The 11,827-nt window shown below is 71.5% G+C and carries 11 protein-coding genes; 10 read left to right on the plus strand and 1 reads right to left on the minus strand.

The features are described from left to right. Nucleotides 1–37 precede the first annotated feature (37 nt). The 3 genes from AB0E78_RS20770 to AB0E78_RS20780 are packed head-to-tail and all read left to right on the plus strand — an operon-like array spanning nucleotide 38 to nucleotide 3,424. The gene (locus tag AB0E78_RS20770) at nucleotides 38–1,492 is read left to right on the plus strand and encodes a hypothetical protein (RefSeq protein ID WP_361834273.1); all 1,455 of its coding nucleotides are present in this window, start codon (nucleotides 38–40) and stop codon (nucleotides 1,490–1,492) included. Then, on the plus strand, nucleotides 1,489–2,661 hold the full coding sequence (gene mycP, locus AB0E78_RS20775; RefSeq protein WP_361834275.1) for a type VII secretion-associated serine protease mycosin: 1,173 nt from the start codon (nucleotides 1,489–1,491) through the stop codon (nucleotides 2,659–2,661). Before AB0E78_RS20770 ends, mycP begins: the two co-directional genes overlap by 4 nt. 31 nt (nucleotides 2,662–2,692) lie before the next feature. Then, nucleotides 2,693–3,424 (plus strand): SseB family protein, encoded by a 732-nt coding sequence (locus AB0E78_RS20780; protein ID WP_361834278.1) that lies wholly within the window; start codon nucleotides 2,693–2,695, stop codon nucleotides 3,422–3,424. Between the two features lie 31 nt (nucleotides 3,425–3,455). On the opposite strand, the gene AB0E78_RS20785 is transcribed toward AB0E78_RS20780, so the two are convergent. Then, nucleotides 3,456–3,842 (minus strand): DUF1844 domain-containing protein, encoded by a 387-nt coding sequence (locus AB0E78_RS20785; RefSeq protein ID WP_361834281.1) that lies wholly within the window; start codon nucleotides 3,840–3,842, stop codon nucleotides 3,456–3,458. Nucleotides 3,843–4,232: 390 nt separating this feature from the next. Between AB0E78_RS20785 and infC the strand changes: the two genes are divergently transcribed. The 7 genes from infC to pheT all read left to right on the plus strand — a co-directional run bounded on the left by infC (nucleotide 4,233) and on the right by pheT (nucleotide 11,652). Continuing rightward, a complete protein-coding gene (gene infC / locus AB0E78_RS20790) occupies nucleotides 4,233–4,919 on the plus strand; it encodes a translation initiation factor IF-3 (protein ID WP_361834681.1) in 687 nt (228 codons plus the stop codon). Between the two features lie 105 nt (nucleotides 4,920–5,024). Continuing rightward, nucleotides 5,025–5,219 carry a 50S ribosomal protein L35 gene (rpmI, locus tag AB0E78_RS20795; protein WP_135330421.1) on the plus strand — a complete coding sequence of 65 codons (195 nt, stop codon included), beginning with the start codon at nucleotides 5,025–5,027 and terminating at the stop codon, nucleotides 5,217–5,219. 94 nt (nucleotides 5,220–5,313) lie between these two features. Then, nucleotides 5,314–5,697: a 50S ribosomal protein L20 gene (rplT, locus tag AB0E78_RS20800; protein ID WP_361834284.1), complete on the plus strand. Its 384-nt coding sequence runs from the start codon at nucleotides 5,314–5,316 to the stop codon at nucleotides 5,695–5,697. Nucleotides 5,698–5,813: 116 nt separating this feature from the next. Next, nucleotides 5,814–6,659, plus strand: a complete 846-nt coding sequence (locus AB0E78_RS20805) for an RNA methyltransferase (protein WP_361834286.1) — start codon at nucleotides 5,814–5,816, stop codon at nucleotides 6,657–6,659. Between the two features lie 55 nt (nucleotides 6,660–6,714). After that, complete coding sequence (locus tag AB0E78_RS20810; protein ID WP_361834289.1) at nucleotides 6,715–7,857, plus strand: ATP-binding protein; 1,143 nt, start codon at nucleotides 6,715–6,717, stop codon at nucleotides 7,855–7,857. A gap of 160 nt (nucleotides 7,858–8,017) precedes the next feature. Further along, complete coding sequence (pheS, locus tag AB0E78_RS20815; protein WP_361834291.1) at nucleotides 8,018–9,145, plus strand: phenylalanine--tRNA ligase subunit alpha; 1,128 nt, start codon at nucleotides 8,018–8,020, stop codon at nucleotides 9,143–9,145. Further along, the gene (gene pheT / locus AB0E78_RS20820; protein ID WP_361834294.1) at nucleotides 9,145–11,652 is read left to right on the plus strand and encodes a phenylalanine--tRNA ligase subunit beta; all 2,508 of its coding nucleotides are present in this window, start codon (nucleotides 9,145–9,147) and stop codon (nucleotides 11,650–11,652) included. Before pheS ends, pheT begins: the two co-directional genes overlap by 1 nt. Nucleotides 11,653–11,827: the final 175 nt, after the last annotated feature.

The following is an 11,827-nucleotide window of genomic DNA, read 5'->3' on the forward strand; positions in this document are numbered from 1 at the left end:
CACGACTCCACCCCCGCCGCCGGGCCCGCCCTCGTCGATGCCGCCTCCCGCTCCGTCCGCCCGCTTCCCCGGCCAGAGCCCGCCCCCGGCGGATCCGGCACCGGAGGACCAGGGTCAGGCGGACGGAGATCAGGACTCCCTCCTGGGGGATCTGCTCGCCCCCTTCGACCGGGTGCGCAGGCCGCGGCCGCCACTGAACGACCCGGACGAACCGGACGACCCGGGCAACGTGAACAAGGCGGACGCGGCGGCCGACACCGCCGACGAGACGCAGCAGCTCGCGGACGAGGAACAGCAGTCCCCGCCCCCGCCGCCCGCGTCGGCGCGCTTTCCCGATACGCCGCCGCCGTCGGCGATGACCCGGACCCGCGCCCGCACCCCTGCTCCTGCCCCAGCTCCTGTCCCGTCCCCGCCGCTCCCTCCTGGCCCGCCGCACGTCGATGCCCCTGACGCCCCGGATGCCGAGGGCGAGCAGCACGCCGCGGACTATCCGCTGCGTCCGCCGATGCCTTCGGTGCCGCCGTCGGAGCCAGTGGTGGCGCGCATATCCGTGCCCGCCCCGGACTCCTCGTCTGCTCCCCTGCCTCCGCCTCCTCCCTCCCCCCGAACGACCGCCGCCCGCCGCGCGGTCGGCGCCATCGACCTGACGCCCGGCCCCGGAGCCGGGCGGCCCTTCGTGTCGTTCGCGCGGCCCGCGATGTACGACGACAGCACCACGCGGCTGCGCCCCGTCCGCACCTGGGCCCAGCCCCGCGTGAGTGCCGCCGCTGCCTGCGTCGTGCTCGGCCTCGGGCTCATCGGGGGCGCCGCGACCGGGAGTTGGCTGACCGACGGCTCCGAAGGGGCGGGCACCACGCGGAACACGTATGCCATGGCGGGCCAGCTCTGGCACAGCGTGCCCGTCGACCAGCTCTTCCCGGTGACCATCAAGGGAGAGGGCGCGGGCCCCGGCGGAGCCGACCGCACCTGGACCCGGATCGCCGTCGCCCCCGACTCCCCCTGCAAGGGCGCTTTCGACCCGCTCCTGCGCAAGGCCCTGGCCCCGGCGGGCTGCCTCCGGCTGCTGCGCGCCACGTACACGGACGCGACCCGCAGCCATGTCACCACCGTGGGCCTGCTGTTCACCAAGGCCGACGCCGACGCCATGCGCTCGCTGCGCACCCGCTTCACGGAGGAGGGCCTCGACCGGCGTCCCGACCTCATGCCCCGGCCCTACGCGGCCAAGGGCACCCCGGCGGCGGACTTCGGCGACGCCCAGCGCGCCTCCTGGACCGTGTCGGTGCTCCCGGACGCCCCCGTCGTCGCCTTCTCCGTCTCCGGATTCGCCGACGGCCGCACGGTCACCGAACCCGAGCCCGCCGACGAGGCCATCAGGACGTCCGCCACCTCCGCCCCCGCCCAGGCGGGCCTCGGCAACGAGGCGAGGGGCATCGCCGACCGCGTCGAGCGGCGACTGCGGAAGACCATCGCGGCCACGGAGAAGTCCTCATGAGAATCCGTCAGCTGGGTGTCGCCGCCCTCGCCGCGTCGCTCGCCCTCCTGCCCGCCACCGCCCACGCCGACGACGGCATACGCGCCCAGCAGTGGGCCCTCGACGCCCTGCACACGGACCAGGCCTGGCAGACCACCAAGGGCAAGGGCATCACCGTCGCCGTCCTGGACACCGGTATAGACGGCGGCCACCCCGACCTGGCGGGCAGCGTCCTCGAGGGCAAGGACATGGTCGGTTTCGGGGCGAAGAAGGGCGACCGCTCCTGGGCCAGGCACGGCACCGCCATGGCCGGCATCATCGCGGGCCACGGACACGGCGCGGGCGGCGGGGACGGCGTACTCGGCATCGCGCCGGATGCGAAGATCCTGCCGATCCGCGTGATCCTGGAGGACGGGGACCCGGACCGCTCGAAGGCCCGCAACACCCGGGGCAACGCCCTCGCCGACGGCATCCGCTGGGCCACCGACCACGGCGCCGACGTCATCAACCTCTCCCTGGGCGACGACTCCAAGTCCGCCCACCCGGAACCCGCCGAGGACGCCGCCGTCCAGTACGCCCTCAAGAAGGGCGCCGTCGTCGTCGCGTCAGCGGGCAACGGCGGCGAGCGCGGCGACCACATCTCGTACCCCGCGGCCTACCCCGGCGTCATCGCCGCCACCGCCGTCGACGAGGGCGGCGACCGCGCCTCCTTCTCCACCCGCCGCTGGTACGCCACCGTCAGCGCCCCCGGCAAGGACATCGTCATCGCCGATCCCGACCGGGAGTACTACGAGGGCTGGGGCACCAGCGCCGCCTCCGCGTTCGTCTCGGGCGCCGTCGCCCTCATCCGCGCCGCCCACCCCGGCCTGACCCCGCCCCAGATCAAGCAGCTGCTGGAGGACACCGCCCGCGACGTGCCCAGCGGCGGCCGCGACGACTCACAGGGCTTCGGCTTCATCGACCCGGCGGCCGCGATCACCGAGGGCGGCAAGAAGAAGCCCGACGGGCTGAAGTCCGCGGCGTACGGCGAGAAGTACTTCGGCCCGGGACCGGACACGGGCCAGGGCGACGACGGGCCCGCCGCCTGGGTCGGTCCGGTCGCGGGCGGCCTCGGCTTCGCCCTCCTCGCGGCGGCGGTACACCTCTGGCGCGGTCGCCGCGGAACCCGCACCGGCACCACCGCCCGATAGGCCCCGGGCCGCGGTCGATAGGGTCGGGGCCGTGGCGAACAAGAACATCCCGGACCCCGGCTTCTCCGACGACGACGGGTCCGCCGACCCCCGGCTCACCGAGGCCCTGACCGCGTGGGCCGGGGACCGCACGGCCCACGGCCCCGTCCTGGAGGCGCTCACCGGCGCCCGGCTGCTCGTCCCCGTGGTCGCCGTGCTCGGCGAGGTCGAAGAGGGCGCGGACGGGCTGCGCCGCGAGAAGTCCAGCGACATGGCGGTCCCCACGCTCAAGGCCGGCGACCGCAAGGCGCTGCCCGCGTTCACCTCGACCCAGGCCCTCGCCCTGTGGGACCCGGAGGCCCGGCCCGTCGCCGTCCCCCTGCACCAGGCGCTCCAGGCCGCCGCGCACGAGCAGGCCGACACGATCGTGCTCGACCTCGCGGGACCGGTCCCGTACGAGATCAACCGGCCCGCCCTGATCGCCCTCTCCGAAGGACGCCACACCAGGGATCCGCTCGCCGACCCCGCCGTCACGGCCGCCGTACGCGCGGCCGTCGCCGCCGAGCCCGCCGTCCTGCGGGCCTACCTCGGCGCGGGCACCGCGGACGGCACCCTCGCGCTCGTCCTCGACCCCGCGGCGGACCAGGCCGAAACCGCCCAGCGCGTCGCCCGGCACATCGCGGCCGACGAAACACTGAGGGCCCGCCTGGTGAGCGGCCTCGACCTGGCACTGCTGCCGGCCGGGGCGACGCCACCGGGCGAGCCCTTCTACGTACGTCCGTGAATCACATACGTACGTGTGTCATGGGTGATGCTCAGCCGAAGACCGGGCCCGTGTACTTCTCGCCCGGGCCCTGACCCGGCTCGTCCGGAACGTCGGACGCCTCGCGGAAGGCCAGCTGCAGCGACTTCAGGCCGTCGCGCAGCGGGGCCGCGTGGAACGAGGAGATCTCCGTGGCGCTCGCGTCCATCAGACCGGCGAGCGAGTGGATCAGCTTGCGGGCCTCGTCGAGGTCCTTGTGGCCCTCGCCGCCCTCGGCCAGGCCGAGGTTCACGGCCGCCGCGCTCATCAGGTGGACGGCGACCGTGGTGATCACCTCGACCGCGGGGACATCGGCGATGTCACGGGTCAGGGTGTCGAAGTCGGGGGAATCGGAGCCCGGGCCGGTGCCGGACTCGGGGGTGGGGGTCGCGTCGCTCATGCCCCACACGATAAGCGGAGCCCCGCGCGGAGCGGTCCGCGGGAGTCCGTGCGCACCGTTGATTAGCCCCACCCCCGCGGAGCTGCTAACCTTGTGTAACGACCGGCCGGATACTCGCGTGCCACGCAGAGGCCCGGCCCACAAGTGGAGGCTCCGCTTCCCACCTAGTCGCTCCCTGAGCGGCAGGTCACCGGTCAGGCAGCCGCAGTCCTCGAGACTACGGCAGGCCCGAGATGCGCCCCGCGATCACCGCGGAGGTGCTCCGGTAGTAATGGAGCCCCTTCCTGTGATCGGTTGGGGCATTTTTTATGTACTCACTCGGTTGGTCGAGATAACAGACGTAACGCGGCTGTCCGCCAGACCGCCGCGTGGTGCTACCGAGGAGGATCCATCAGCGCCGAGCCCCGCATCAACGACCGGATTCGCGTTCCCGAGGTGCGACTTGTCGGTCCCAGCGGCGAGCAGGTCGGGATTGTTCCGCTTGCCAAGGCCCTGGAGCTCGCACAGGAGTACGACCTCGACCTGGTCGAGGTGGCGGCTACCGCCCGTCCGCCCGTGTGCAAGCTCATGGACTACGGGAAGTTCAAGTACGAGTCGGCCATGAAGGCCCGTGAGGCGCGCAAGAACCAGGCGCACACGGTCATCAAGGAGATGAAGCTCCGGCCGAAGATCGACCCGCACGACTATGACACCAAGAAGGGTCACGTCGTCCGGTTCCTCAAGCAGGGCGACAAGGTCAAGATCACGATCATGTTCCGTGGTCGCGAGCAGTCCAGGCCGGAACTCGGCTACCGACTGCTGCAGCGTCTCGCGAACGACGTCGAAGACCTCGGGTTCATCGAGTCGAACCCGAAGCAGGACGGCCGAAACATGATCATGGTCCTCGGTCCGCACAAGAAGAAGACCGAAGCCATGGCCGAGGCCCGCGAGGCTCAGGCGGTCCGCAAGGCGGATGCGAAGGCCAACCCGGGCCGCTCGCAGAACTCCGCCGAGGAGGGGGAGTCCGACGAGGCTCCTGTCGAAGCTGCCGCCGAGGCCCCTGCCGAGGCCCCTGCCGAGGCTCCCGCCGAGGCCTGATCCCGGGACGTGAGTCCGGGGATCGCCACCTGATACATACGGTTCCCGGATGCCCGGTTTCACGACCGGGCATCCGAGTGCCACTGACGAGGAGAGAACGGCGCTATGCCGAAGAACAAGACGCACAGCGGTGCCAGCAAGCGCTTCAAGATCACCGGCTCCGGCAAGGTGCTCCGCGAGCGCGCCGGCAAGCGCCACCTGCTCGAGCACAAGTCGTCCCGTCTGACGCGTCGCCTCAGCGGCAACGCCGAGATGGCCCCGGGCGACGCCAAGAAGATCAAGAAGCTTCTCGGCAAGTGAGTCCGGGCGCACACCGCGCCTGAACTCTGACCGGGACCCAATCGATACCGGGTCGTGTGAGTCCAACCACGGCCCCGCTGCAAGGAGTTAACAAGTGGCACGCGTCAAGCGGGCAGTCAACGCCCACAAGAAGCGCCGCGCAGTCCTCGAGGCTGCCAAGGGCTACCGCGGTCAGCGTTCGCGCCTGTACCGCAAGGCCAAGGAGCAGGTCACCCACTCCCTGGTCTACAACTACAACGACCGCAAGAAGCGCAAGGGCGACTTCCGTCGGCTGTGGATCCAGCGCATCAACGCCGCTGCCCGCCAGAACGGCATGACGTACAACCGCCTCATCCAGGGTCTGAACGCCGCCAACATCGAGGTGGACCGCAAGATCCTCGCGGAGCTCGCCGTCAACGACCCGAACGCGTTCGCCGCGCTGGTCGAGGTCGCGCAGAAGGCGCTGCCGAGCGACGTCAACGCCCCCAAGGCTGCCTGACGCTTCGCCGTACCTGAGCGTTACTCGCGGACCCGCAGGCCCTTTGGCCTGCGGGTCCGCGTGCGTTCGGTTTCTCGTCCGCCCTCCTCTGCCGTCTCCCCCCCGAAGGTGAGCTCATGACCGCCGCTCCCGAGTTGATCTCTCCCAAGTCGTCCCGTGTCAGTGCCGCGCGGCGGCTCGGCAAGCGGAACTTCCGGGGGAAGGAGCAGCTGTTCCTCGCCGAGGGGCCGCAGGCCGTGCGGGAGGCCGCGGCGCACGCCGACACGCTCGTCGAGGTCTTCGTGACCGTCGAGGCCGCCGAGCGTTACGCGGACATCGTCGGCGAGGCCCGTGCCGCGGGGGCCCGGGTGCATCTGGCGGACGAGGACGTCATCGCCGACATCTCGACGACCGTGACGCCGCAGGGACTCGTCGGGGTCTGCCGGTTCGTGGACACCTCCTTCGACAGCATCCTCGCCGCGAAGCCCAGGCTGGTCGCCGTCCTCGCGCACGTCCGTGACCCCGGGAACGCCGGCACCGTGCTGCGGTGCGCCGACGCGGCGGGGGCCGACGCCGTCGTCCTGACGGACGCCTCCGTGGATCTCTACAACCCCAAGTGCGTGCGCGCGTCGGTGGGTTCGCTCTTCCACCTGCCCGTCGCCGTCGGCGTACCCGTCGAGCGGGCCGTCCAGGGGCTGAAGGACGCGGGCGTACGCATCCTCGCGGCCGACGGAGCGGGCGAGGACGACCTCGACGACGAACTCGACAAGGGCACCATGGGCACGCCGTCGGCCTGGGTCTTCGGCAACGAGGCCTGGGGGCTCCCGGAGGAGACCCGCGCACTCGCCGACGCCGTGGTGCGCGTTCCGATCCACGGCAGAGCCGAAAGCCTCAACCTTGCGACGGCGGCGGCCGTGTGCCTCTATGCGTCCGCCCGTGCACAGCGTGCGGCTGGAGGGTGCCGTTCCGTCACTCCCAGCTAGTAGGGTGACGGGCTCGGAGGCCTCCTGCGCCGGTCCGAGAGGTGGGGTACGGGGAATGAGCATCGGCACGAGCAGATCACCGGGAGTACAGGGCATCCTGTCCACTCGCGCGGACCATGGCGCCCTCGGTGACCTCGGCGGCCTCGGTGTCCACCCGGACGACCTGCCCGACGGTCTGGTCGTCGCGGACGAGACGGGACACGTCATCTGCTTCAACGCCGCGGCCGTGCGCATCACCGCCGTGCGGGCCGACGACGCCCTGGGCGCGCCACTGGAACGCGCGCTTCCGTTAGAGGACCTCGAAGGCCGCCGCTGGTGGCAGCTGACCGATCCGTACGGCGGCATCGCGACCCGCTTCGCGCAGCCCGAGCGCAATCTGCTGCTCCCCGGCGGACGCGAGGTCCTCGTCACCGCTCGCTACGTGCGCACCGCGCCCACCGGCCCCGTCCGCCGCGTCGTCGTCTCCATCCGCGACACCGAGGCCCGGCGCCGCACCGAGCGCAGCCACGCCGAGCTGATCGCCACCGTCGCCCACGAGCTCCGCTCGCCCCTCACCTCCGTGAAGGGCTTCACGGCGACGCTGCTCGCCAAGTGGGAGCGCTTCACCGACGACCAGAAGAAACTGATGCTGGAGACGGTCGACGCCGACGCCAACCGCGTCACACGGCTCATCGCCGAGCTCCTTGACATCTCCCGCATCGACTCGGGGCGCCTGGAACTGCGCCGTCAGCCCGTCGACATCGGTGCGGCCGTCGGCCGCCACATCCAGGCCCATGTCGCCTCCGGCCAGGACGCCGACCGCTTCCTGGTGCGGATGGAACAGCCGATGCCCGACCTCTGGGCCGACCCCGACAAGATCGACCAGGTGCTCAGCAATCTGCTGGAAAATGCCGTGCGGCACGGCGAGGGAACCGTCACCATCGACGTGGCACCCTCATCGTCCCCGCGCGAGCGGGGCGGGGTCGAGACGGCCGTGACCGTGAGCGACGAGGGGACCGGCATTCCGGAGGAATCGATGGGCCGTGTCTTCACCCGCTTCTGGCGGGGCAGCAAGCGCGGCGGGACGGGACTCGGCTTGTACATCGTGAAGGGCATCGTGGAGGCGCACGGCGGGACGATCACCGTCGGCCGCGCGCCCGGTGGCGGCGCCCAGTTCCGATTTACGTTGCCCGTGGGCACTCCGGCGTATCTCCTCTGATCTTCTCTCCGATCCGCCCGAGCACGGCCCGCGGGCTCATTCACCTGCGCCACCCCCGTTAGACTCGATCCTTGGCACGTTTGCGTCCCTGATCTGTGGACGATTCGTCTCCGAGTCGTAGACGGGGACCATCACCAGCCAACCGGAAGCACGGGAAGAGATGTCGGCACCGAACAAGTCGTACGACCCTGTTGAGGTCGAGGCACTGAAACCTGAAGAGATCGAGCGCATGCGGGACGAGGCGCTCGCCGCCTTCGCCGCCGCGGGCGACCTCGAACAGCTCCAGGAGGCCAAGGTCGCGCACACCGGCGGCACCTCGCCGCTGTCCCTCGCCAACCGCGAGATCGGCGCGCTGCCCCCGCAGGCCAAGGCCGAGGCCGGCAAGCGCGTCGGCATGGCGCGCGGCGCGGTCAGCAAGGCGCTCGCCGCCCGCCAGACCGAGCTCGAGGCCGAGCGTGACGCCCGGGTCCTGGTCGAGGAGGCGGTGGACGTCACGCTGCCGTACGACCGCGTCCCGGCCGGTGCCCGGCACCCGCTGACCACGTTCATGGAGCGTGTCGCGGACGTCTTCGTCGCCATGGGCTACGAGATCGCCGAGGGCCCCGAGGTCGAGGCGGAGTGGTTCAACTTCGACGCCCTGAACTTCACCCCGGACCACCCGGCCCGGCAGATGCAGGACACGTTCTTCGTCCAGGGCCCCAAGGGGACCGAAGGCGACGAGTCCGGTGTCGTGCTGCGCACCCACACCTCCCCGGTGCAGGCCCGCGCGATGCTCGACCGTGAGCCGCCCGTCTACATCGTCTGCCCCGGCCGCGTGTACCGCACGGACGAGCTGGACGCGACGCACACCCCGGTCTTCCACCAGATCGAGCTGCTCGCCGTGGACGAGGGCCTGACCATGGCCGACCTCAAGGGCACCCTGGACCACATGGTCCAGTCGCTCTTCGGCGCGGACATGAAGACCCGCCTGCGCCCGAACTACTTCCCGTTCACCGAGCCGTCCGCCGAGATGGACATGGTCTGCTACGTCTGCCGTGGCGAGTCCGTGGGCAACCCCGACCGCCCCTGCCGCACCTGCGGCAGCGAGGGCTGGATCGAGCTGGGCGGCTGCGGCATGGTCAACCCGAAGGTCCTCACGGCCTGCGGCGTCGACCCCCAGAAGTACAGCGGATTCGCCTTCGGGTTCGGCATCGAACGGATGCTGATGTTCCGCCACAACGTCGAAGACATGCGAGACATGGTCGAGGGTGACGTCCGGTTCACCCGGCCCTTCGGGATGGAGATCTGATGCGGGTCCCGCTTTCCTGGCTGCGGGAGTACGTCGATCTCCCCGCCACCGAGACCGGCCGTGACGTACAGGCCAAGCTCGTCGACGTCGGCCTCGAGGTCGAGACCGTCGAGCAGCTCGGCTCCGGCCTGACCGGTCCGCTCGTCGTCGGCAAGGTCCTCACCATCGAGGAGCTGACGGAGTTCAAGAAGCCCATCCGCTTCTGCACCGTCGACGTCGGCTCGGCCAACGGCACGGGCGAGCCGCAGGAGATCGTCTGCGGCGCACGGAACTTCGCCGTCGGCGACAAGGTCGTCGTCGTGCTCCCGGGCGCCGTCCTGCCCGGCGACTTCAAGATCGCCGCACGCAAGACGTACGGCAAGACGTCGCACGGCATGATCTGCTCCGGTGACGAGCTGGGCATGGGCGACGACGGAAGCGGCGGCATCATCGTCCTTCCGCCGGAGCACGAGGCCGGCACCGACGCCATCCAGCTGCTGGAACTGGTCGACGAGGTCCTGGACATCGCCGTCACGCCCGACCGCGGCTATGCCCTGTCGATGCGTGGCGTCGCCCGCGAGGCGGCCATCGCGTACGGCCTGCCGCTGCGCGACCCGGCGCTCCTCGATGTGCCCGCGCCGAACTCCCTCGGCTACCCGGTCAAGATCTCCGACCCGCGCGGCTGCGACCGTTTCACCGCGCGCACGGTCACGGGTCTGAAGCCCGAGTCCCGCTCGCCGATCTGGCTGCAGCGCCGCCTCCAGAAGGCGGGCATGCGCCCGATCTCGCTCGCCGTCGACATCACGAACTACGTGATGCTGGAGCTCGGCCAGCCGCTGCACGCGTACGACCGCTCCCGCATCGAGGGCACGATCGGTGTGCGCCGTGCCGAGCAGGGCGAGAAGTTCACGACGCTCGACGGCGCCAAGCGCGTCCTCGACGCCGAGGACCTGGTCATCACCGACGACCGCGGCCCGATCGGCCTCGCGGGCGTCATGGGCGGCGCCAACACCGAGATCGCGGACGAAGAGGCGGCCGGGACGACCGACGTCGTCATCGAGGCCGCGCACTTCGACGCGATCTCCATCGCCCGCACGGCCCGGCGCCACAAGCTGCCCTCCGAGGCGGCCAAGCGCTTCGAGCGCGGCGTCGACCCGCAGGCCGCGTCCGCCGCGGCACAGCGCACGGTCGATCTCCTCGTGCTGCTCGCGGGCGGCACCGCCGAGTCCGGGGTCACCGAGGTCATCGCGCCTTCCGCGCCCCACACGATCGCCATGCCCGCCGATCACCCGGACAAGGTCGCCGGTGTGGAGTACGGCCGCGAGACCGTCGTGCGCCGTCTGCAGGAAGTCGGCTGCGACGTGTACGGCCAGGACGCCCTGACCGTCACCGTGCCGTCCTGGCGTCCCGACCTCGCCGAGCCGAACGACCTCGCCGAAGAGGTCATCCGCCTCGAGGGGTACGAGAACCTCCCGTCGACGCTGCCCAAGCCCCCCGCGGGCCGCGGCCTGACCGGCCGGCAGCGGCTGCACCGCCGCTTCGGCCGCGCCCTGGCCGGCAGCGGATTCGTCGAGGCGCCGAACTACCCGTTCATCGGCGAGCAGGTCTTCGACCAGCTGGGCCTGGAGCCCGGCGACCCCAAGCGGCGGGTCGTGAAGCTGGTCAACCCGCTCTCCGACGAGGAGCCCGCTCTTCGTACGACGCTGCTGCCCGGGCTGCTCGGCGCGCTGCGCCGCAACGAAGGCCGCGGCAGCCACGACCTGGCGCTGTTCGAGACGGGTCTGGTCTTCCAGCCCCGCGAGGAGGCCCGTGTCGCGGTGCGGCTGCCCGTCGACCGCCGTCCCACGGACGGGGAGATCGCCTCCCTGACCGAGGCGCTCCCCGTCCAGCCGCGGCATGCCGCCGTCGTCATCGCGGGCGCCCGCGAGCAGGCCGGCTGGTGGGGCAAGGGCCGGCCGTCCGAGTGGGCCGACGCGGTGCAGGCCGCGCGTGACCTGGCCGCCGAGTCGGGCACCGAACTGCTCGTGCGCCAGGGCCAGTACGGCCCGTGGCACCCGGGCCGGTGTGCCGAGCTCGCCGTCGTGATCGACGGGGCGGAGCAGGTCGTCGGGTATGCGGGCGAGCTGCACCCGCGCGTCGTCAAGACGCTCGGTCTGCCCGCGCGCACCTGCGCGATGGAGCTCGACCTGGACCGTCTGGAGGCCGCCGGAGCCGGTGTCCCGCAGGGTCCGAAGATCTCCACGTTCCCCGTCGCCACGCAGGACGTCGCGCTCGTCGTCGACGGGGGCGTTCCGGCCGCCGACGTGGAGCAGGCGCTGAGCGAGGGTGCGGGTGAACTCCTCGAGTCCATCCGGCTGTTCGACGTCTTCACCGGCGAGCAGATCGGTGCGGGCAAGAAGTCCCTGGCGTACGCGCTGCGCTTCCGCGCGGCCGACCGCACGCTGACCGTCGACGAGGCCTCCGCGGCCCGCGACGCGGCCGTCGCCCTGGCGACCGAGCGGACCGGCGCGGTGCTGCGCGGAGCGTAGTCACTGCCAGTAGCCGTCACCAGGCGCACAAGAGGCGCAAAGAAGGGCGTACCCGGACCTCCGGGTACGCCCTTCACTCGTTTGAGTGGCAAGTAAGCCCTCTCTGGTCCGATCGGCCCATGCGGTCGACAGAATCAGTCCGGCCGCAGGGCCGTGATCTGTTCGGTTGCTTCGG

The sequence above is a fragment of the Streptomyces sp. NPDC032198 genome (genome assembly GCF_040636975.1).
GTDB lineage: Bacteria > Actinomycetota > Actinomycetes > Streptomycetales > Streptomycetaceae > Streptomyces.